Genomic DNA, 22025 nt, shown 5'->3' on the forward strand with positions numbered 1-22025 from the left:
CATTTTTGAATGTATTTACACATCAACATGTGGGAGCTGGCTTGCCTGCGATAGCCATTTAAGCCTTAACCGAAGAACCAGTAGCACACCGAAATCGCCGCCACGACACCGGCAAACTCCGCCAGCAACGCACACCCCACCGCATGCCGCGCCCGCTGGATCCCCACCGAGCCGAAGTACACCGCCAACACGTAGAAGGTGGTTTCCGTACTGCCCTGAATCGTCGCTGCCACCAACGCCGGGAAGCTGTCCACACCCTTGGTTTGCATGGTCTCGATCAGCAGCGCCCGCGCGGCACTGCCGGAGAAGGGCTTGACCATGGCGGTCGGCAACGCGTCGACAAAACGCGTGTCCAAACCCGTCCAGGCCACCAGGTGGCGAATGCCTTCAAGGCCAAAGTCCAAGGCTCCCGAGGCGCGTAACACGCCCACCGCGCACAGCATCGCCACCAGATACGGCAGCAGGTTCTTGGCAACGTCGAAACCCTCTTTGGCGCCTTCGACGAACGCCTCGTACACCTTGACCTTGCGCAGCGCACCGATCAGCAAAAACAGCATGATCAACCCGAACAGCGTCAGGTTGCCAAGGATCGATGACAAACCGGCCAGCGCCGTGGCGGACAAGGTCGCCAGCAACGCCATAAAGCCACCGAGGATCAATGCGCCGGGAATCAGGTAGGCCAGCACCACCGGATCCCACAGCCGCAGGCGCTGCATCACCGCCACCGACAATAGGCCGACCAGGGTCGAGGCACTGGTTGCCAGCAGGATCGGCAGAAACACCAGCGTCGGGTCCGCTGCGCCTTGCTGGGCGCGGTACATGAAGATGGTCACCGGTAACAGCGTCAGCGACGACGCGTTAAGCACCAGGAACAGAATCTGCGCGTTACTGGCGGTGTTGGGGATCGGGTTGAGTTCCTGCAGCGCCTTCATGGCTTTCAGGCCAATCGGGGTGGCGGCGTTGTCCAGCCCAAGGCCATTGGCGGCGAAGTTGAGGGTGATCAAGCCGATAGCGGGGTGGCCGGCCGGCACTTCCGGCATCAGGCGGCGAAACAGCGGGCCAAGGGCCTTGGCCAACCAGTCGACGATCCCGGCTTTTTCGGCGATGCGCAAAAAGCCCAGCCATAAGGTCAGGGTGCCGAACAGCAGCACCATGACTTCCACCGACAATTTGGCCATGGCGAAAATACTTTCCACCATCGCCGCAAAAATCCCGGCATTACCGCCAATCAGCCATTGCGCCAGTGCTGACACCATTGCCACGACAAAGAAGCCAAGCCACAGGCCATTGAGCATCTGTTGAATCCCCCGAAAGATGGGGCGAATGATAGCGGGGCTGGCAGAAACGACAAACCCCGGAATTTTCCGGGGTTTGTGTTCACGCCGCGGGCTATCAGCCGCGAGTGGCTTGGGCGGTTGGCGAGGCCTGTTTGCTGCGCCAGTGCGGCAGGGAGTTCCAGTAGCGCTCGCCTTTGGCGTCGTCGTACATGCCTTCCCAACGGGAGATGACCAACACGGCCAAGGCGTTGCCGATCACGTTGAGTGCGGTACGCGCCATGTCCATCACACGGTCGACACCGGCGATGAACGCCAGGCCTTCCAGCGGAATGCCCACGCTGCCCAGGGTAGCCAGCAATACGACGAAGGACACACCCGGTACGCCGGCGATGCCTTTGGAGGTCACCATCAGGGTCAGCACCAGCATCAGCTGCTGGCCGATCGACAGGTCAATGCCGTACAGCTGGGCGATGAAGATCGCCGCGATGCTCTGATACAGGGTCGAACCGTCGAGGTTGAACGAGTAGCCGGTCGGTACCACGAAGCTGCAGATGGCCTTCGGCGCGCCGTAGGCTTCCATCTTCTCGATGACGCGCGGCAGCACGGTTTCGGAACTGGCGGTGGAGTAGGCCAGCACCAGCTCATCCTTGAAGATGCGCATCAGCTTGATCACCGAGAAGCCGAACAGGCGAGCGATCAGGCCCAGCACCACGAAGGCGAAGAACAGAATGGCGACATAAACCAGAATCACCAGCTTGGCCAGCGGCAGCAGCGAGGCGAAGCCGAAGTTGGCGACGGTCACCGCGATCAACGCGAATACGCCGATCGGGGCGTACTTCATGATCATGTGGGTGACTTTGAACATGCTCTCGGAAACGCCCTGGAACATAGTGACCAGAGGCTCACGCAGTTCCGGCTTGAGGCTCGAGAGGCCGAGGCCGAACAGCACCGAGAAGAAGATGATCGGCAGCATGTCGCCACGGGCGACGGCGGCGAAGATGTTCGAGGGAATCAGGTTGAGGATGGTCTCGATGAACGCATGCTCATGCTGCACTTCGGCAGCGGTGGCGGTGTACTTGGAGATATCGACGGTACCCAGGGTACTCATGTCGATGCCAGCGCCTGGGTGGAACAGGTTGGCCAGCAACAGACCGACCACAATGGCGATGGTGGTGACCACTTCGAAGTAAAGGATGGTTTTGACGCCGATGCGACCGAGCTTCTTCGCGTCACCCACGCCGGCGATGCCAACGATCAGCGAGGAAATCACAATCGGGATCACGATCATCTTGATCAGGCGGATAAAGATATCGCCCGCCGGCTGCAACACATTGCTGATCCACCAGGCTTTTTCAGCACTGAAATGGTTGAGCACTGCACCGATTGCGATCCCCAGCACCAAACCGATGAGGATCTGCCAGGCGAGGCTTAGCTTTGCCTTCTTCATGTCATTACCCTTACTTCAAGTGGACTTAAGGCACATGCGCCATCTGGAACGCTCGGAAGCGAAAAAGTGTGTGCATCTGCCTCCGTAGAAGGTCACCGCAGCGTGGCCGAAATGGCTTACTGGCAGGCGAAAAAAGGCGCAACTATTCCCATGCAAGGGGGCGACGTCTAATGCCGTAAACGCCTACCCTATGCCGAATCGGCATGGCTTTTTTTGAAAATAGTTTTCTGAACGGTCAGTTCGATTCCGCCATTCCGTCCGGTGAATATGCCGTGAACCGGCCACGAGCGGCTCGCTCAGAGAGGTTGGACGTCTGTGAGTCATCGGCAAAAATGCCTGGAATTAGATGGGGTTGGCGCGCGAAGAGTCCTATAGCGCGAGCATAATTTTCTAGATAGAAGGTCGCACCGACACACCAAGTAACGGTTGGGAGGAAGCGAGATAGAAAATAGCGACTATGGGCGACATACAAGAGGATTAATGCGCGATAAGCCCGCCGCAAGTTCAGCAAGCTTGAGGACTTGTGAACTTGCGTCGCAGCTTTTCGCCTGACCCGGCCCTTGCGCAGGCACTCCCTGTACCCGTAGGTCACGCCGATCCGAATCGATCAGAGCAACCCGGCCCCCTGGTCATGCACCACCCTTGGCGAGTGGTGCAGACAGAAAGAAGCAAAGGGCTTCTTTCTATGGACGCCGGCTCCGTTGACGACAGAGGCGTCAGACGGAACCTAGTACCAATTCGGGTCTTTCTTAAGCTGTTCCATCAGCAGTTGTTTCATGCCTTCGTTCGGCTTACCGATAAAACGGTAATCGGCATGCCGCGTCGGGGATTTGTCTGCCGGCAAACCGGCCGGGACTTCCACCAACATGGCATAGGCGTCTTCCTTGTCGTAGCTGAAGGCGACGATCAGGCGCTTGTTCAGGCAGGTGTCTGCAGTCTCGCAGAGTGGCCCGACCAGGTACTTATCGCCATCTTCTTCCACGGCATTCATTTGTTCGGCCGTACCGGACAGGTTCATCACCCATTCCGGCAGGCGTTGTTCTTTCTTCACCACGCTTTGCCAGGTTTCGCGGTACTGCTTGTCCGCACTGAGCAATTCGTTAGCCCGGGATTGACCGTCATTGGCGGCCATCGCCAAGCCGCTACCGCCCAGAATCAGGGCGGCAGCACAGGCTTTGATAAACAAAGTGGTCATATTCAGCCTCGGCCGCGACGACCAAAGAAGAACGAAGCGATGAACATCACCAGGAAGACCACAAACAGAATTTTTGCGATACCCGTGGCGGTGCCCGCGATACCACCGAAGCCCAGGACTGCAGCCACAATGGCGATGATCAGAAATGTGATTGCCCAACTCAACATGGTGATTCTCCTTACGCTTTTATAGGGGTAACAGCGGTAGTGCCGTGCAGCCGCTCAACACAAGCGGCCTTTTGTTGCCTAGAACACCCAACGTTCTTGAGCAGGCAACTCGCCAAGAGTCGAATCCTGGTCTGCCACTCTCAATTGCGGGGCGGTAACGTCGGCAGCCACGCTGCTGACGGAACTGAAATGGTGCTGGGTCATCACCGGACGTTCGAATTGCAGGGTTTGCTGCTGACTCTGCTGCCAATGCTGGAATTGCTGGCCCGCAATCAACGTGACCATCAAGGCCAGGCTGGCAAACAGACCTTGCTGCAAGCGCAGTGGCGATACACGCAATTGGCTGAGGCTTTGGCGAGTCATGCTGCATTTCTCCCGCATTCTGATTATTCGGTCATGACACTGTTGAGAGGGATATTGCAGGGCGCGTGCCAGTTTTTTTACAAAATAAAACTCAATAAAATCAATGATTTAATAATACATCTCGGATCGATAGCCCAGCATCCTGCACGATGCCCCTATCCAGGCCGTGCGAAATGCACGATGGTCAGTGGTCGGGTCAGGGGATCGAAAAGAGAAATAGCATTGCCGAAGTGGCTACGAGGCATGAAAAGGCCAGCAAATCGCGCGTTTGTAGGCAGTTGTGCAGATACCTGCGCGAAGACGGCTTTTATCGATCAGAATAAACCATGCAACTTGCCCGATTATTCCGGGACTAAACACCATCATTCATAGTTAAGGGGAGCGCGGGACAGATGGAATCAGCCAAGGAACTTCAAGGCCGCATTCTTTTAGTGGATGACGAATCCGCGATCCTTCGCACCTTCCGTTACTGCCTGGAAGATGAAGGCTACACCGTAGCCACCGCCAACAGCGCCGCGCAGGCGGATGCGCTGATGCAGCGCCAGGTGTTCGACCTGTGCTTCTTGGACCTGCGCCTGGGCGAGGACAATGGTCTGGACGTGTTGGCGCAGATGCGCATCCAGGCGCCATGGATGCGCGTGGTGATTGTGACCGCACACTCTGCCGTGGATACCGCAGTCGACGCGATCCAGGCTGGCGCCGCCGACTACCTGGTGAAGCCATGCAGCCCAGACCAACTGCGCCTCGCTACCGCTAAGCAATTGGAAGTGCGCCAACTCTCCGCTCGCCTCGAAGCCCTGGAAGGCGAAGTTCGCCAGCCCAAGGACGGCCTCGACTCCCACAGCCCGGCCATGATGGTAGTGCTGGAAACCGCGCGCCAAGTCGCGGGCACCGACGCCAACGTCTTGATCCTCGGCGAGTCAGGCACGGGCAAGGGTGAATTGGCGCGCGCCATTCACGGCTGGAGCAAGCGCTCGAAGAAGTCCTGCGTGACCATCAACTGCCCGTCACTGACGGCAGAGCTGATGGAAAGCGAACTGTTCGGTCACAGTCGCGGCGCCTTTACCGGCGCCAGCGAAAGCACCTTGGGCCGAGTCAACCAAGCGGATGGCGGCACGCTGTTTCTCGACGAGATCGGCGATTTTCCCCTCACCTTGCAACCAAAATTACTGCGTTTCATTCAGGACAAGGAATATGAACGCGTGGGCGACCCGGTCACCCGACGCGCTGATGTACGCATTCTCGCGGCGACCAACCTGAACCTGGAAGACATGGTGCGCGAAGGCCGCTTCCGTGAAGACTTGCTCTACCGCCTGAATGTCATCACCTTGCACTTGCCACCGTTGCGTGAGCGCAGTGAAGACATTCTGACCTTGGCCGACCGCTTCCTGGCGCGCTTCGTCAAGGAATATGCCCGACCGGCACGCGGCTTCAGCGATGAAGCGCGCGAAGCACTGCTCAATTACCGCTGGCCGGGGAATATCCGAGAACTGCGAAACGTTGTGGAGCGAGCCAGCATCATCTGCCCCCAGGAAAAGGTTGAAATCAGCCACCTCGGGATGGCCGAGCAGCCCACCAACAATGCGCCGCGCATTGGTGCGGCGCTGAGCCTGGATGAGTTGGAGAAAGCCCACATCGGCGCGGTACTCGCCACCAGTGACACGCTGGACCAGGCGGCCCGCACTCTCGGTATCGACGCGTCGACCCTGTACCGCAAACGTAAACAGTACAACCTGTGAGCTGTACCCTATGAAGCTAGCGATGAAACTGCGCACTCGTTTGTTCCTGAGTATCTCAGCGCTGATCACCGTCGCCCTGCTGGGACTGGTTCTGGGACTGGTCAGTGTCATGCAAATGGCCAAGAGCCAGGAGTCGCTGATCCGCAGCAACTTCATCACGCTGGACCTTGGCCTCAAGCTGCGTCAGACCTTGGGCGACCAGTTGATCCTGATGCTGCAGGAGCAACCGGACCCCGAGGTACTGAAAACCTCAAAAGAGCAGTATTTCGCCTTGCTGGATGAGGGCATCGCCCATGAACAGCAAGACGGCAAGCTCAGCGGGTTCAGCCAGGCACGCGTTGACTACCTGAACTTCCTCAAGGCATTTGATGAAGCCCAGCAAAGCTCAGTGGCAAATAGCAAAAACCCGAAGCTGACCGAAACCTTTAACGCCTTGCGTAATGGCCTGATCGCCGAGCACAAGCACGCGCTGGATAATATCAACGAGAGTGAACACAAATCCCGCGACCGGGCGCTGTTGATTGCCGGTCTTCTGGGCCTGGTCGGGCTGGCAGTGTTGATCATCGGCTTCATCACGGCACACGGTATCGCCCGACGCTTTGGTGGCCCCATCGAAGCCTTGGCCAAAGCCGCCGACAAGATCGGGCAGGGTGATTTCGAAGTGACGCTGCCCATCTCGTCGGCCGCGGAAATGAACCAGCTGACCCGCCGCTTCGGCATCATGGCCGAAGCGTTGCGCCAGCATCAGGCAACCAATGTCGACGAATTGCTGGCCGGCCAGCAGCGTCTGCAAGCGGTGCTCGACAGCATCGACGATGGCCTGCTGATGATCGACCGCCAAGGTCGCCTCGAACACCTCAACCCTGTGGCACAGCGCCAGCTGGGCTGGGACGAGGCACGCTTGGGGCAGGGCTTGGGCGAAGCATTGGGTCGCCCGGAAATGGATGAGCAACTGCAACTGGTGCTGCGCGGCGGCAACCTGGAGCGGGCACCTGAAGATCTGGAAGTGGAGGTCGAGGGCGAATTGCGCCTGCTGACCTACAGCCTGACGCCAGTCAGTCATACCCAAGGGCATATTCTTGGGGCGGTGATGGTGCTGCACGACGTGACCGAGCAGCGCGCTTTCGAGCGCGTGCGGAGCGAATTCGTCTTGCGGGCCTCCCACGAACTGCGCACGCCCGTCACCGGCATGCACATGGCCTTCGGGCTGTTTCGCGAGCGTGCGAAGTTTCCCGCAGAATCCCGTGAAGCGGACCTGCTGGATACGGTTAATGAAGAAATGCAGCGCTTGATGCAGTTGATCAACGACTTGCTCAACTTCTCGCGCTACCAGAACGGCCTGCAAAAACTCACGCTAGGACCGTGCGATGTCACCGACCTGCTGGAACACGCACGGGCACGCTTTACTGAGCTGGCAAATGCTCAGCACGTCGAATTGCTGGTCGAAGCCCAATCCGGGTTGCCCAGGCTGTACGCAGACCAGGCCCAGCTTGAGCGCGTACTCGACAACCTTTTAGGCAACGCATTGCGCCATACCGCCGATGGCGGGCAAATTCGCCTGCAGGCGCGTCGGCATGGCGAGCGGGTGATTATCAGCGTCGAGGATAACGGCGAAGGTATCGCCTATGGTCAGCAGGGACGCATCTTCGAACCGTTCGTGCAGGTTGGACGCAAGAAAGGCGGCGCCGGCCTGGGGCTGGCGCTGTGCAAGGAAATCGTGCAACTGCACGGCGGGCGCATGGGCGTCTACTCGAGGCCGGGGCAGGGCACGCAGTTCTACATGGCGCTGCCGCTTTAGCGCCTAACTCCGGTTCAATGCGCGCAGGATCGCGGCGCTTTCGGCATCCGGCGTGCCATCAAACAGCGATGGCCGGAAATGCATCTGGAACGCCGCGATCACGTGCCGCGTGGCAACATCCAGCTCGCCGGTCTGTGGTGTCTGATAGCCCAACCGTGCCAACTCTTCCTGGAACCAGGTGATGCTCGGCAGATTAGCGGCGTACTGCATCTGGAATCGAGCGACGGCCTGCGCATTCGGCCAGGCTCCCAGCCCTTCAGCCGCCAAGCGCTTCCACGGGAACAACGGGCCCGGATCGAGCTTGCGCAACGGCGCGATATCGCTATGGCCAATGATGTTCTTGGGATCGATGCCATTGCGCTTGCTGATGTCCTTGAGCAACACCACCAACGACTGCACCTGCGCCTCGGAATACGGGTACCAGACGCGGCCAGTCGGCGTGTCGCGATAACCTGGGTTGACGATTTCGATACCAATGGAGCTGGAGTTGAGCCAGGTGCGGCCCATCCACTCGCTTTCCCCGGCGTGCCAGGCACGCTGGCTCTCATCCACCAGCTTATAGATGGTGCCTGAAGCATCATCGCCGATCAGGTAATGACTGCTGACCTGGCCATGCGTCAATAGCGCCAGGGAGCGTTCAAGGTTGGTGGAGGTGTAATGGACGACAACGAATTGCACACGATTGTCGTGATTGAGCGAAGGATGGTTGGTGTTCAGGCGAGGGCCGCTCGCGCAGCCGGCGAGCAGGAGCAGTACGAAGGCGAAGTAAAAGGATTTCATGGCAGAAGACATTACGCTGAAGACGATAATGCAACAGTGTAACGTACGGATTGTGCTTGAGCGGTCAAATTACAAAATGGAACATCTTTTACGCCGCCTGCACCTGATTACGTCCCGCCGCCTTCGCTCGATAAAGTGCTTCGTCGGCACGCTTTAGCGCCAAGTCACTGCGCTCACCCGGCTGGAACTGCGCCACTCCCATGGACACCGTAATCGTCACCGGCTCGCCCTTGAAATGGAAAGGGCACGCTTCGATGGCCGCGCGCAGCACCTCGCCCACGCCCAACGCATCCACCAAGGCGGAGTCAGGCATCAGCAACACAAACTCTTCACCGCCAAACCGCGCAATAAAGTCAGTCGGGCGCAGGTACTTGCGCAGCACATTGGCGATGATCTTCAACACTTTGTCGCCCGCCAAGTGCCCATAGCCGTCGTTGACGCGCTTGAAGTGATCAAGGTCCAGCATGGCCAGCGACAGGCCGTTGCCGCGCTGGTGCCAGGCGTTGACTTCGTGGTCCAGACGTTCGCTCCAGGCCGCCCGGTTGGGCAGGCCGGTGAGCGGATCGATCAACGCCTTCTGGCGCTGGACCTCCAGATGCTCGCGATACCCCTGGGCTTCCTGTTCCATATTCGCCACCCGCTCAGCCAGCCCCTTGAGGCGCGCCGCCACTTCCTGCTCTCGCTGATCACGCTGCTGCTGATGTTGATCCATGGTGCCGAGCAGGCCTTCAAGGTGGCTCTCCAGCACGTACTTGAGGCTGTCCAGGTCGGCCGCCTCCTGCACGCTGCTTTGCAGGCCGTCGACTTGCTCGCGAATCTGCGTGTCCAGCTCGCGCGCAGCCGAGCGGCTGTCAGCGTGGCCATCACTGGCCACTTGCAGATGGCCCTGGAACGCTTCGAGGCGCTCATTGAGCTGTTTGAGGTAAGCCTCGAACTCGTGCTGGCCACTGTCGGTGATCGCCAGCATCAACACCGCCAGGTCATCGAGAATCGGCAACAGTTCGTACCAGTTCAAGCCATGAGCCAGGCGCTCGCGCATGGCTTCAGCCTGAGGACGGTGACGCTCGGGCAGTGACAGGTCTTCCAGCAGGCCAAGCAAGGTGTCTTCGATGTGCTTGGCAACCGAGCTGTACGAAGGCTCCGGCGAGTCAGGCAGTGCGTAGACGCCATCCGATTCCAACGCATCCGGGTCAGGCTCGGGACTTTCCAGCACAGGCGGGAGAGACAAGCTGCCAATGGCGGTTTCGTTCGGAGTGTCGACCTCGACCTGCGCTTCTTCGATAAAAGCGGCAAGTGCGCTTTCTGGAGCGGTTTCTTCAACCAGCGCCTCCACTGCTTCAGGTTCAGGTACCTCGGCGGCCAGAACGACAGGCGCCTCTGCAGCCGGCGCCTCGAAGACAAAGGTTTCGCCGGCAACCTCCGCCACTTTGACAGGCACAACGTGTTCGGGTTGTGACGCTGCCGGCGTTTGCGGCAGTGGCGCAAAGGCGCGCAAGGCTTGTGTCAGTTCTTCGGATTGCTCCGGCTCCTGAGGCTCAGGGGCGGGCTCGGGCGCAGCGGATTTTGGCGCAGCCGGCGCGGGTACAGCTTCAACCACCGGCGCTTCATTCGAACCCTCTTTCGCGCCAAACAGGCGTTGCAGCAAACCCGGCCCAGGGCGCGGGGTTTCGCCATCCGGGTCCAGGTTATTCAGCGCCTGACCTTGCAGGCTGCTCAGCTCGCTGAGCAACAAAGGAATCTCGCGTGCCTGGCCGACTCGACCATCGAGTTGCTTGGCAAAGGTTTTCAGCGGGCGTGCCACTTCACGCGGCAGCGGCAGTTTTTGCAGCTGCGCAACCAGGGCCGTGAGCGCAGTGCTGATCTGGTCAACCCGGGTTTCGCGGCGCTGTTCCGAATCCAGCACGGCCTTTTCAAGGCGCGGCAGCAGGGCTGCGAGGGCGGCGTCCATGTCGTCGGTACGCACGACGTCGCGCATCTCTTTCATGCACTGGTCAACCGCGCGATCGGTGCCCTCAGCCGCCAGCGTGCTGCGCACCAGGCCTCGACGTAACAGGTCGAGACGGGCAGCCCAGCGACGTTCGAGCTTGTCTTGCTGCTCGACGCTTTTCAGGTATTTCTCTTTCCAGCGCTGGGCGTCGTCGCTCATGCAAGGGGTCCGCGAGGGCCTGGGCTCAACGCGGGTAATGCATCAGCCGTAAGCGAACCCGGCAGACGAATCTCTACCGCGACCGGCAGGTGATCGGAGATGGGCTGCGCCAATACTTGCACACTTTCGAGTGTGAGTGTCGGACTGAGCAGGATGTGGTCGAGACAGCGTTGCGGGCGCCAACTGGGGAACGTGGCTTCGACTTGCGGCGCCAGTAACCCGAGGTCCCGCAACGGGGAATTCTGCAGCAGGTCGTTGGCATGGGTGTTCATGTCACCCATCAGTACCTGGTGCTTGTAGTTGCCAATTAATTCACGAATGTAGGCGAGCTGCAGGTTGCGCGTACGCCCCCCGAGCGCCAGGTGCATCATCACCACCACCAAGGCTTCGGGGCCTTCGCCGAAACGCACGAGGATCGCCCCGCGCCCTTTGGGGCCTGGCAAGGGGTGATCTTCGATGGCGGTCGGTTTCAAGCGGCTGAGCACACCATTACTGTGCTGCGCCAGACGCCCGAGGTTGCGGTTGAGTTGCTGATACCAGTACGGGAACGCGCCGAGCTGCGCCAGGTGTTCCACCTGGTTGATGTAACCGGAACGTATGCTGCCGCCGTCAGCTTCCTGCAGGGCGACCAAATCGAAGTCGTTCAGCAGGTTGCCGATTTTTTGAAGGTTAACGGCACGCCCATTGTGGGGCAGCAAATGCTGCCAGCCACGGGTGAGGTAGTGCCGATACTTTTCGGTGCTGATGCCCACCTGAATATTGAAGCTGAGCAAGCGCAGGCGGCTATCTGCCGGAAGGCCTGTGGATTCCAGGTGATGCTCGTTGACCTTCGCATCATGCAGGCCAACGACACGTTCAGTACCCCAGCGGCGCATGGTAGGCCCCTTACTTGGCTGCGCGCTCTTTGGCGATCAGTTGGTCGGCAACGTTCAGCGCTTGCTCTTCGCCACCAGCACTGCCGATGTCGAAACGGTATTTACCGTTAACGATCAGCGTAGGTACGCCTTGTACGCCGTACTTCTGGGCAAGCTCTTTGTATTGGGCCATCTTGCCCTTCACAGCGAACGAGTTGAACGTTTCAAGGAATTTGGTTTTATCGACGCCCTGAGTGGCGACGAAATCAGCCATGTCTTCAGGTTTGACCAGGCGCTTGCCTTCTTTCTGAATGGCATTGAACACCGCTGCGTGCACTTTGTGCTCTACACCCATGGTGTCCAGCGTGATGAAGAGTTGACCATGAGCATCCCATGGGCCGCCGAACAACGCTGGAACGCGTTTGAAATTCACATCCTCAGGCAGCTTCTCGACCCATGGATTGATGACCGGCTCAAAAGCATAGCAATGCGGGCAGCCATACCAGAACAGCTCCACGACTTCGATCTTGCCTGGCACCGAAACCGGCACCGGGTTGGCCAATTCAACGTAGGTTTTACCGGCTTCAAGCGGCACATTATCGGCAGCTTGTGCGGTCATGCCGAAGAGGCTGGCAGTGACGAGAGCGGCGCTGAGGATCAGATTACGCATGCTTTACTCCTGGACAAATAAAGTCGCCTCACGCGACCTTTAGGTGTGACAGGTCTACGCGGGCATGAGTTCGTTAGTGTAACGGCACCGGCCACAAAAAAGGGCGGCCTAAGCCACCCTTTTTATGCTTGCATCGATGGATTAATCGAGCGTTAACGTCCTGCCCGGATCAGTGCAGACCCTGGATGTAGCTGGACAGCGCTTCGATGTCTTTATCCGACAGCTTGGCCGCAATATCAGTCATCATTTTGTTACCCGCGTCGCCATCGATATAGCGAACCTTCTCGCGAAAATCCTTCAATTGCTTGGCCGTGTACTGAGCATGTTGACCACTCAGGTGAGGGAAGCCCGCCGCTGCGACACCGCCGCCGTCCGGAATGTGGCAAGCCTTGCACGCCGGCATGCCGCCGATAGGCTGGTCTTCGGCGAGTTTGCCACCGCGGAACAACGCTTGGCCTTTTTCGACCAGTTTCGGGTCGGCAGCTCCCACACTGCCTTTCTGGCTGGCAAAATACGCCGCGATGTCCGCCAGGTCTTGATCGCTAAGGTTGGTCAGCAAGCCGGTCATTTCCAGCACCGTGCGCTTGCCGTCCTTGATGTCGTGCATCTGCTTGGTCAGGTAACGTTCACCCTGGCCGGCGAGTTTGGGGAAGTTCGGCGCCGGGCTATTGCCATCCGGTCCATGGCAAGCACCACACACGGCGGCTTTCGCCTGACCCGCTGTAGCGTCGCCTGCAGCATGGGCAACACCGGTGATGCCCAAGGTCAACAGCAGACTCACGATCAGTTTGTTCATCAGCTAATCCAACTACGGCTAAGGGTTTAAGAGTTATCTACCGGGTTTACTCACCATCAATTCAATGATGGCCTGGTAATCCTCAGTACTGCAGTCCATGCACAAACCACGCGGCGGCATTGCCTTGAAACCCTGGGTCACGTGTTGCACCAACGTGTCCATGCCCTTAGCCAGTCTTGGCTGCCAGGCTGCCTGGTCACCCCGTTTGGGGCGTTAGGCAGCTGGCCGGCATGGCAAGCTACGCAAACTCGGTTGTACACCGCCTCCGGATCCTGTGTAGCCTGAGCGCCGTAAAGCGGAATCAGGACACCAAAAGCGAGCAACCATCGGGTCATACATCGACCTTTTCAGGGTTTGAGAGCGTTTTGCGTTCTAATGCGCAATGAAGGTCTTTCGCTCCCGTGAACCTCATCCTTCGCTGGGACAAAGCACACACAAAATCTGCGGCATTATATACTGGCGCTACTGAAACGGAAACGACACCGCTTGCCGCACCCTTTTTCGGCACCGCCCACATCGGAAATCTCATGCAACTCAAGAATCCCATCCTCGGCCTGTGCCAACAGTCCACGTTTATGCTCAGCGCCGCCAAAGTAGACCAATGCCCCGATGACGAAGGCTTTGAAGTCGCCTTTGCCGGTCGTTCCAACGCCGGCAAGTCCAGCGCGTTGAACACCCTGACCCATGCCAGCCTGGCACGCACCTCGAAAACCCCGGGCCGCACGCAACTTCTCAATTTCTTCAAGCTAGACGATGATCGGCGTCTGGTCGACCTGCCGGGCTACGGTTACGCAAAAGTACCTATCCCGTTGAAGCTGCACTGGCAGCGTCACCTGGAGGCTTACTTGGGTGGCCGGGAGAGTTTGAAGGGTTTGATTTTGATGATGGACATCCGTCATCCAATGACCGACTTCGACCTGCTGATGCTCGATTGGGCCGTCGCCAGCGGCATGCCGATGCATATCCTGCTGACCAAGGCAGACAAGCTGACCTACGGCGCAGCCAAGAACACCCTGCTCAAAGTGCAGTCCGAGATCCGTAAGGGTTGGGGTGATGCGATCACCATCCAGCTGTTCTCGGCGCCCAAGCGCATGGGCCTTGAAGACGCCTACACTGTGTTGGCCGGTTGGATGGAATTGGCGGACAAGGGCGCGCAAGACGCGGAATAACTTTTCTGCAGGCAAAAAAAACCCCGGACTTCGTATGGGGAGGGGAAGTTCGGGGTCCAAGTTCCGGACCGCTAGGGCGGGGTCCAGATATCTGCCAACACTTAACACAACATAGGAGCATTGAAGGGCTTCACCACCCATTCAGTAACTCTGAGTAGCAGTTCACAGGTTAAGTTCCGGCAGGTTAAAAAAACTATTGGAAATAACTGACACCGTTTTCCGATCTAAAGCGCTCTGCCACCACCCCGGCAGTGGCAGAGCCGCGAAATCAGTGCGCCTCATCCCAGTTATCGCCCACGCCTACGTCCACCACCAACGGTACATCCAGCTTGGCCGCTGCGCTCATGTACTCGCGCACCTTCTCGCTGACGTGCGCAACCAAGTCCTCGCGCACCTCAAGCACCAGTTCATCGTGCACTTGCAGGATGACCTTGGCATCCAGGCCCGACTCCGTCAGCCAGTTATCCACCAACACCATGGCCTTCTTGATGATGTCCGCCGCGGTGCCCTGCATCGGCGCGTTGATCGCCGTGCGCTCTGCAGCTGCTCGCTCCTGAGGCTTGTTGGAATTGATATCCGGCAAGTACAGCCGACGCCCGAAGAAGGTTTCTACATAGCCTTGATCGGCCGCTTGAGCACGCGTGCGCTCCATGTACTCGCGAACGCCAGGGTAGCGCGTGAAATACACGTCGATATACGCCTTGGCGGTCTTGGTATCGACGCCGATATCCTTACCCAGCTTCTGCGCGCCCATGCCGTAGATCAGTCCAAAGTTGATCGCCTTGGCACTGCGACGCTGGTTGGAACTGACCTCAGCCAACTCAACCTTGAACACCTCGGCCGCTGTAGCGGTGTGCACGTCCAGGTCGTTACGGAACGCGTTCATCAAGCCCTCGTCCTTGGACAAGTGCGCCATGATCCGCAGCTCGATCTGCGAATAGTCCGCCGCCAGCAGCTTGTAGCCCTTGGGCGCGACAAACGCCTGACGAATCCGCCGCCCTTCAGCGGTGCGCACCGGAATGTTCTGCAGGTTCGGATCGCTCGAAGACAAGCGCCCGGTCGCCGCCACAGCCTGATGATAAGAGGTGTGAATACGCCCGGTACGCGGGTTGATCTGCTCGGGCAGTCGGTCGGTGTAGGTGCTTTTCAGCTTACTCATGCTGCGGTACTGCATCAGCACTTTGGGCAGCAGGAAGTCGTCTTCGGCCAACTTGGCCAACACTTCCTCGGCCGTGGACGCCTGCCCCTTGCCCGTCTTTTTCAACACCGGCAGCCCAAGCTTCTCGTAGAGAATCGCCCCGAGCTGTTTGGGCGAACCCAGGTTGAATTCTTCACCGGCGATCTCGAACGCCTGGCGCTCCAGCTCAACCATCTTGTTACCCAGCTCGATGCTCTGGATGCCCAGCAGGTCCTTATCCACGAACGCGCCCTGGCGCTCGATACGCGCCAGTACCGGCACCAACGGGATTTCGATATCCGTCAGCACACTGGCCAGGCTCGGTATGGCTGACAGCTGTGCATGCAACGCCTGGTGCAGGCGCAGGGTTATATCTGCATCTTCAGCCGCGTACGGGCCAGCCTGCTCAAGCGCGATCTGGTCGAATGTCAGTTGCTTGGCGCCTCTGCCGGCGATGTCCTGGAAGCTGACAGTGTCGTAGTCCAGATACTTCTTGGCCAAGCTGTCCATGTCGTGCCGGGTCGCGGTGGAATTCAACACGTAGGATTCAAGCATGGTGTCGAAGGCGATGCCGCGCACGGTGATGCCGTGCGCAGGGTCACCACCGATGGCGCAATTGGCCAGGATGTTCATGTCGAACTTGGCGTGCTGGCCGACCTTGAGTTTGGTCGGGTCTTCGAGCAGCGGCTTCAACGCCAACAGAACCGTGTCGCGATCCAACTGCTCGGGCGCACCGACGTAGGAGTGGGTCAACGGGATGTAGGCGGCTTCATGCGGCTGCACGGCGAAGGAAACCCCAACCAACTGCGCTTTTTGCGCGTCGATCCCGGTGGTTTCGGTATCGAATGCGAACAACTTAGCGTCGTTGAGCTTCTTCAGCCAGCTATCGAAAGTCGCCTGGTCCAGGATGGTCGTGTAGGACGCCTCCACCGGCGCGGCCGCTACTACCTCAGCCACGGCTTCGGCAGACGGCGCCGCCTCGGTCGAAGCCTTGAGCTCGACACGCTTGGCGTCGCGCTGAATCTCATCAATCCAGCTCTTGAACTCCAGCAGCGTGTACAGCTCCAGCAGCTTTTCGCGGTCAGGCTCGATCAGGTGCAGATCTTCCAGGCCTACATCCAGCGGTACGTCGATTTTGATCGTCGCCAGTTGATAGGACAGGAACGCCATCTCCTTGTGCTCTTCCAGCTTGGCCGGCAGGTTCTTGGCCCCGCGAATCGGCAGGGTCGGCACGATATCCAGCTGCTCATAAAGCTCTTTAAGGCCGCCATTCACGCCTACGAGCAAGCCGGACGCGGTCTTCGGGCCAATGCCCGGAACGCCCGGGATGTTGTCGGACGAATCGCCCATCAGCGCCAGGTAATCGATGATCTGCTCGGGAGCGACACCGAATTTCTCCTTCACGCCCTCAATGTCCATCGCGCTACCGGTCATGGTGTTGACCAAGGTAATGTGCCCGTCGACCAACTGCGCCATGTCCTTGTCGCCGGTAGAAATTACTACCGGGCGGTCCGCCGCCGCACTGCTGCGGGCCAAAGTGCCGATGACGTCATCGGCCTCAACGCCTTCGACGCACAGCAGCGGGAAGCCCAGTGCAATAACGCTTTGGTGCAGCGGCTCGATTTGCAGGCGCATGTCATCGGGCATGCTCGGGCGGTTGGCCTTGTATTCGGCGAACATTTCATCGCGAAAGGTCCCACCCTTGGCGTCGAAAACAACGGCAAACGGGCTGTCCGGGTACTGCCTGCGCAGGCTTTTGAGCATGTTCAACACGCCCTTGACCGCACCGGTCGGCAGGCCTCTGGAAGTGGTCAGCGGTGGCAGCGCGTGAAAGGCGCGGTACAGATAAGAAGAACCGTCCACCAGGACGAGGGGGGCTTGGCTCATGAGCAGGATCAACCTTTTCGGCGGGTCAGGCGCTAGAATAGCCGGACCAATGACGACAAAGGGACAAGGTTATCATGCGTACAGTAAATCGCCTGTTGTTGACCGGCTTGATTGCGTTCTTGCCGCTGGCCGCCACGGCAGCTGACAGCGCACCCTCGGCAGACCCGGAAGTCACGATCCGCACCGAAGGTGACAGAACCATCCAGGAGTACCGCCAAAACGGTTTCCTGTACGCGATCAAGGTCACCGTAAAGGGCGCGCCACCGTATTTCCTGGTGCGCGCGGACGGAACCGATGCGAACTTCATCCGTTCTGACCAGCCGGATATGCTGATTCCGTCATGGAAGATCTTCGAATGGAAATGATTTCTTAACTTAAATTGGCGCCGCCCCTCGCGGCGCCCGTACTGGCAGTTTTAACCATGTCTGTGTTCACCCCGCTGGCTCGGCCCGAGCTGGAAACCTTTCTCGCCCCTTACGGGCTCGGCCGCCTGCTTGATTTCCAGGGGATTGCCGCCGGTAGCGAAAACACCAACTTCTTTGTCAGCCTGGAACAGGGCGAATTCGTCCTGACCCTGGTTGAGCGCGGCCCAGTCGCAGAAATGCCGTTTTTCATCGAACTGCTCGACGTGCTCCATGACGCTGACTTGCCGGTGCCCTATGCGCTGCGCACCACCGACGGCGTGGCCTTGCGCGAATTGAAGGGCAAACCGGCGCTGCTGCAACCACGCCTGGCCGGCAAGCACATCAAGGAAGCCAACGCACAGCATTGCGCCCAGGTTGGCGACCTGCTCGGCCATTTGCACCTGGCCACTCAGGGCGAGAAAGTGCTGGAGCGCAAGACTGATCGCGGGCTGGACTGGATGCTCACCGAAGGTGCGCAGCTGATTTCGCACCTTAACGACGCGCAGCAGCGCCTGCTGCAAGACGCGCTGAGCGAGATCGAAGCCCACAAGGCTCACATTCTCGCGCTGCCACGCGCCAACGTTCACGCCGATCTGTTCCGCGATAACGCGATGTTCGAAGGCACACACCTGACCGGGCTGATCGACTTTTACAACGCTTGCTCAGGCCCGATGCTGTACGACGTGGCGATCGCCTTGAATGACTGGTGTTCGGACGCCGAGGGCGCGATTGATGGGCAACGCGCCCGTGCACTGCTAGGTGCCTACGCGGGCCTGCGGCCATTCACGGCCAAGGAAGCGGAGTTGTGGCCAACGATGCTGCGGGTGGCGTGTGTGCGCTTCTGGCTGTCACGCCTGATCGCCGCGGAGTCGTTTGCCGGGCAGGATGTATTGATTCATGACCCTGCGGAGTTCGAGCATCGGCTGGCGCAGCGTCAGCAGGTCACGCTCCATCTGCCGTTCGCACTCTAAAGCTGCACTCGGTCAAAAAATGTGGGAGCGGGCTTGCTCGCGAATGCGGTTGGGTCAGTAACAGAGGTATTTACTGACACTCCCATTCGCGAGCAAGCCCCGCTCCCACACAAGCCCGCTCCCACAGTAGTTCTGTGTTGGTTGTTATAACGATTCCAGGCACCCAGCCAGGTCATTCCCCAACTTCTCCAGCACCTGCTCGTAACCCTGCGCTGTGGCCGGGGTGTAACCGCCCAACGCATCCAACTCCGCCAACTTCACCGGCAACCCCGCCACCAACGTCTCAGCCAAGCGCGGACGCAACGGCGGCTCGCTGAACACACAGGTCTTGCCGACTTCCTGCAACCGCGTACGCATTGCTGCCACGTGCTGGGCGCCGGGCTGCACTTCGGCGGCCACGCTGAACACGCCAGTGTGCTTGAGCCTGTAAGCGTCTTCGAAGTAATCAAAGGCCTCGTGGAACACGAAGTAAGGCTTGTCGCCCACACTCGCCAAGCGCGCCTTCAAACGGGCATCCAACGCATCCAGACGCTCATCGAATGCCTGCACGTTGCTCTGATACCGCGCAGCATTGGCCGGGTCGGCAGTGCTCAGGTCAGCCGCCATGCGCGCCGCAATCACCCGAGCGTTGACCGTCGACAACCACAAATGCGCATCCAGGCTGCCTGGGCGGTGATCATGGTCATGTTCGTCAGCATCATCGGCGTGCGAGTGGCTATCTTCGGCGAAACGCCGCAACTTCATCCCCGCAAGATCCTGCACCGCCACGGTTGGCAGGCTTCGGCCTTTAAGCACGCGCGGCAGAAAGCTTTCCATGTCCGGGCCGATCCAATAAAGCAGGTCCACCGACTGCACGCGCCGTACGTCGGATGGGCGCAGGGCGTAGTTGTGCGGCGATGCGCCGGGCGGCAACAACACCTCGGGAATGGCCACACCGTCCTGCACAGCCGCGGCAATCAACTGCAACGGCTTGATGCTCGTCAGCACCTTGACCTCGGCCTGAGCGGCCCCAGCAATGAACAAACTGGTGACAAATACGACAAAAACGGGAAAAAGTCGGGACACGATGACCACTCAATGACGTAGGAACGGGTAACATAATAACGTCTCTATCAAATGTCTGTCGCCGCTCATGCCTAAAACACCCATTGCCAGCCGCCCCCACGACCACTCTCACTGCGTGCACACCGCGCTGTCGGAGGCCGATACCCTGTGCGCACAGAAGGGCCTGCGCCTGACCGCGTTGCGTCGTCGGGTGCTGGAACTGGTGTGGCAAAGCCACAAGCCGCTGGGCGCCTACGACATTCTTGGCGTGCTCAGCGAGCAGGACGGCCGCCGCGCCGCGCCGCCGACGGTGTACCGCGCGCTGGATTTCCTACTGGAAAACGGCCTGGTGCACCGCATCGCCTCGCTCAATGCCTTTGTTGGCTGCAACCACCCGGAACACGCGCATCAGGGCCAGTTCCTGATCTGCCGCGAGTGCCATGCGGCCATCGAGCTTGAACAAAAAAGCATCAGCGACGCCATCATCAAAAGCTCGGCCGACGTCGGCTTCAGGGTTGAAGGGCAAACGGTCGAAGTGGTCGGGCTCTGCTCGGGTTGCCAGGGGGCTTGATGAGCAATGCGTTAATCCGCCTCGAAGGGGTTGGTGTCACGTTCGCCGGGCAAAACGTGCTGGATAACATCGGGCTGAGCGTCGAGCCGGGCCAGATCGTCACGCTGATCGGCCCCAATGGCGCCGGCAAGACCACGCTGGTGCGCGCAGTACTCGGTTTGTTGAAGCCGGACAGTGGCAGCGTATGGCGCAAGCCCAAGCTGCGCGTCGGTTACATGCCGCAAAAATTGCACGTCGACCCGACACTGCCGCTGTCCGTGCTGCGCTTTTTGCGCCTGGTGCCCGGTGTAGACCGCGCCCGCGCGCAGGCTGCGCTCAAGGAGGTCGGTGCCGAACAGGTGATCGATAGCCCGGTGCAAAGCATCTCCGGCGGCGAAATGCAGCGCGTGCTGCTGGCCCGCGCCTTGCTGCGCGAGCCTGAACTGCTGGTGCTCGATGAACCCGTGCAAGGCGTTGACGTTGCCGGCCAGGCCGAACTGTACAGCCTGATTACCCGCCTGCGTGACCGCCACGGCTGTGGCGTGTTGATGGTCTCACACGACCTGCACCTGGTCATGAGCACCACCGATCAGGTGGTGTGCCTCAACCGCCACGTTTGCTGCTCCGGCCACCCGGAGCAGGTCAGTAGCGACCCGGCGTTTGTCGAGCTGTTCGGCAAGAATGCCACGAGCCTGGCGATCTACCACCACCATCACGACCACGCCCATGATTTGCACGGCGCCGTGGTTGACGATCCCGCCACCCCTCACACACATGTTCATGGAGATAGCTGCAAGCATGGCTGATTTTCTGCTCTACGCCCTGCTGGCAGGCTTGGCTCTGGCGCTGGTGGCGGGCCCGTTGGGCTCGTTCGTGGTCTGGCGGCGCATGGCCTATTTTGGCGACACGTTGTCGCATGCCGCGCTGCTGGGTGTGGCCATGGGCTTTTTGCTGGACGTGAGCCCGACCATCGCCGTCACCGTGGGCTGCCTGCTGCTGGCGGTGCTGCTGGTGACCCTGCAACAGCGCCAACCGCTGGCCTCCGACACACTGCTGGGGATCCTGGCGCCGAGCACCCTGTCCCTGGGCCTGGTGGTGCTGAGCTTCATGCATGAAGTGCGCATCGACCTGATGGCCTACCTGTTCGGCGACCTGCTGGCGATCAGCCCTACAGACCTTGCGTGGATCCTCGGTGGCAGCGCCGCCGTGCTGCTCTTGCTGGTGGCTCTGTGGCGCCCGTTGCTGGCGATCACCGTGCATGAAGAGCTGGCCACGGTGGAAGGTTTGCCCGTGCCCGCCCTGCGCATGACCCTGATGCTGTTGATCGCGGTGGTGATTGCTGTCGCGATGAAGATTGTCGGCGTATTGTTGATCACCTCGCTGCTGATCATTCCCGCAGCCGCCGCCCAACGCCATGCGCGCTCACCCGAGCAAATGGCGATCGGCGCCAGCCTGTTGGGCATGCTTGCAGTGTGCGGGGGCCTGGCGCTGTCGTGGTTCAAGGACACGCCAGCCGGCCCGTCGATTGTCGTCACGGCGGCCGCCCTCTTTCTGCTGAGTTTTGTCCTGCCCCGTCGAGGGGTGTAGACTT

The 22025-nt window shown here is 59.6% G+C and carries 20 protein-coding genes and 1 pseudogene; 8 read left to right on the forward strand and 13 right to left on the reverse strand.

The window, feature by feature from the left end:
- Nucleotides 1-65: 65 nt before the first annotated feature.
- The 5 genes from ACP7B3_RS08965 to ACP7B3_RS08985 all read right to left on the reverse strand — a co-directional run bounded on the left by ACP7B3_RS08965 (nt 66) and on the right by ACP7B3_RS08985 (nt 4449).
- The gene (locus ACP7B3_RS08965; protein ID WP_145158541.1) at nt 66-1295 is read right to left on the reverse strand and encodes a nucleoside recognition domain-containing protein; all 1230 of its coding nucleotides are present in this window, start codon (nt 1293-1295) and stop codon (nt 66-68) included.
- A 97-nt stretch (nt 1296-1392) separates the two neighbouring features.
- Nucleotides 1393-2724, reverse strand: a complete 1332-nt coding sequence (gene gltP, locus ACP7B3_RS08970) for a glutamate/aspartate:proton symporter GltP (RefSeq protein ID WP_145158539.1) — start codon at nt 2722-2724, stop codon at nt 1393-1395.
- Nucleotides 2725-3451: 727 nt separating this feature from the next.
- A complete protein-coding gene (locus ACP7B3_RS08975) occupies nt 3452-3919 on the reverse strand; it encodes an inhibitor of vertebrate lysozyme family protein (RefSeq protein ID WP_119741338.1) in 468 nt (155 codons plus the stop codon).
- Between the two features lie 2 nt (nt 3920-3921).
- The gene (locus ACP7B3_RS08980; protein ID WP_003170804.1) at nt 3922-4086 is read right to left on the reverse strand and encodes a DUF1328 domain-containing protein; all 165 of its coding nucleotides are present in this window, start codon (nt 4084-4086) and stop codon (nt 3922-3924) included.
- A 78-nt stretch (nt 4087-4164) separates the two neighbouring features.
- Nucleotides 4165-4449: a hypothetical protein gene (locus ACP7B3_RS08985; RefSeq protein ID WP_106576045.1), complete on the reverse strand. Its 285-nt coding sequence runs from the start codon at nt 4447-4449 to the stop codon at nt 4165-4167.
- Between the two features lie 392 nt (nt 4450-4841).
- Between ACP7B3_RS08985 and algB the strand changes: the two genes are divergently transcribed.
- Together algB and ACP7B3_RS08995 are read left to right on the forward strand one after the other, a co-directional pair.
- Complete coding sequence (gene algB / locus ACP7B3_RS08990) at nt 4842-6188, forward strand: sigma-54-dependent response regulator transcription factor AlgB (RefSeq protein WP_426178663.1); 1347 nt, start codon at nt 4842-4844, stop codon at nt 6186-6188.
- Between the two features lie 10 nt (nt 6189-6198).
- Entirely contained in the window at nt 6199-7986 is a 1788-nt protein-coding gene (locus tag ACP7B3_RS08995) for a KinB sensor domain-containing domain (RefSeq protein ID WP_369302746.1), read from the forward strand.
- A gap of 3 nt (nt 7987-7989) precedes the next feature.
- Here the strand turns inward: ACP7B3_RS08995 and ACP7B3_RS09000 are convergent, their stop codons facing one another.
- The 6 genes and pseudogenes from ACP7B3_RS09000 to ACP7B3_RS09025 all read right to left on the reverse strand — a co-directional run bounded on the left by ACP7B3_RS09000 (nt 7990) and on the right by ACP7B3_RS09025 (nt 13567).
- Entirely contained in the window at nt 7990-8766 is a 777-nt protein-coding gene (locus tag ACP7B3_RS09000) for an N-acetylmuramoyl-L-alanine amidase (RefSeq protein ID WP_426178664.1), read from the reverse strand.
- Nucleotides 8767-8854: 88 nt separating this feature from the next.
- Entirely contained in the window at nt 8855-10912 is a 2058-nt protein-coding gene (locus ACP7B3_RS09005; RefSeq protein ID WP_426178665.1) for a diguanylate cyclase, read from the reverse strand.
- Entirely contained in the window at nt 10909-11787 is an 879-nt protein-coding gene (locus ACP7B3_RS09010) for an endonuclease/exonuclease/phosphatase family protein (RefSeq protein ID WP_119741332.1), read from the reverse strand. Before ACP7B3_RS09010 ends, ACP7B3_RS09005 begins: the two co-directional genes overlap by 4 nt.
- Before the next feature lie 10 nt (nt 11788-11797).
- Nucleotides 11798-12436 (reverse strand): thiol:disulfide interchange protein DsbA/DsbL, encoded by a 639-nt coding sequence (locus ACP7B3_RS09015; RefSeq protein ID WP_119741330.1) that lies wholly within the window; start codon nt 12434-12436, stop codon nt 11798-11800.
- A gap of 169 nt (nt 12437-12605) precedes the next feature.
- Nucleotides 12606-13232 carry a c-type cytochrome gene (locus tag ACP7B3_RS09020; RefSeq protein WP_106576039.1) on the reverse strand — a complete coding sequence of 209 codons (627 nt, stop codon included), beginning with the start codon at nt 13230-13232 and terminating at the stop codon, nt 12606-12608.
- Nucleotides 13233-13265: 33 nt separating this feature from the next.
- Nucleotides 13266-13567 (reverse strand): annotated as a pseudogene (locus ACP7B3_RS09025) (c-type cytochrome).
- Between the two features lie 192 nt (nt 13568-13759).
- Between ACP7B3_RS09025 and yihA the strand changes: the two are divergent.
- Nucleotides 13760-14401: a ribosome biogenesis GTP-binding protein YihA/YsxC gene (gene yihA / locus ACP7B3_RS09030; protein ID WP_262206022.1), complete on the forward strand. Its 642-nt coding sequence runs from the start codon at nt 13760-13762 to the stop codon at nt 14399-14401.
- Between the two features lie 268 nt (nt 14402-14669).
- Here the strand turns inward: yihA and polA are convergent, their stop codons facing one another.
- A complete protein-coding gene (polA, locus tag ACP7B3_RS09035; RefSeq protein ID WP_426178666.1) occupies nt 14670-17465 on the reverse strand; it encodes a DNA polymerase I in 2796 nt (931 codons plus the stop codon).
- A gap of 74 nt (nt 17466-17539) precedes the next feature.
- Between polA and ACP7B3_RS09040 the strand changes: the two genes are divergently transcribed.
- On the forward strand, nt 17540-17830 hold the full coding sequence (locus tag ACP7B3_RS09040) for a DUF2782 domain-containing protein (protein ID WP_145158523.1): 291 nt from the start codon (nt 17540-17542) through the stop codon (nt 17828-17830).
- A gap of 56 nt (nt 17831-17886) precedes the next feature.
- Nucleotides 17887-18840 (forward strand): homoserine kinase, encoded by a 954-nt coding sequence (locus ACP7B3_RS09045; RefSeq protein WP_426178667.1) that lies wholly within the window; start codon nt 17887-17889, stop codon nt 18838-18840.
- 144 nt (nt 18841-18984) lie between these two features.
- Here the strand turns inward: ACP7B3_RS09045 and ACP7B3_RS09050 are convergent, their stop codons facing one another.
- Nucleotides 18985-19914, reverse strand: a complete 930-nt coding sequence (locus tag ACP7B3_RS09050; RefSeq protein ID WP_426178668.1) for a zinc ABC transporter substrate-binding protein — start codon at nt 19912-19914, stop codon at nt 18985-18987.
- A gap of 58 nt (nt 19915-19972) precedes the next feature.
- Here ACP7B3_RS09050 and ACP7B3_RS09055 point away from each other — a divergent pair, with 58 nt between their 5' ends.
- Genes ACP7B3_RS09055 through znuB form a run of 3 tightly spaced genes read left to right on the forward strand, consistent with a single transcriptional unit; the run spans nt 19973 to nt 22021 of the window.
- Complete coding sequence (locus ACP7B3_RS09055) at nt 19973-20455, forward strand: Fur family transcriptional regulator (protein ID WP_106576033.1); 483 nt, start codon at nt 19973-19975, stop codon at nt 20453-20455.
- A complete protein-coding gene (gene znuC / locus ACP7B3_RS09060) occupies nt 20455-21240 on the forward strand; it encodes a zinc ABC transporter ATP-binding protein ZnuC (RefSeq protein WP_426178669.1) in 786 nt (261 codons plus the stop codon). Before ACP7B3_RS09055 ends, znuC begins: the two co-directional genes overlap by 1 nt.
- A complete protein-coding gene (gene znuB / locus ACP7B3_RS09065) occupies nt 21233-22021 on the forward strand; it encodes a zinc ABC transporter permease subunit ZnuB (RefSeq protein WP_094949676.1) in 789 nt (262 codons plus the stop codon). Before znuC ends, znuB begins: the two co-directional genes overlap by 8 nt.
- Nucleotides 22022-22025: the final 4 nt, after the last annotated feature.

Origin of the sequence: Pseudomonas sp. TWRC1-2, assembly GCF_049896685.1 — a bacterium.
GTDB lineage: Bacteria > Pseudomonadota > Gammaproteobacteria > Pseudomonadales > Pseudomonadaceae > Aquipseudomonas.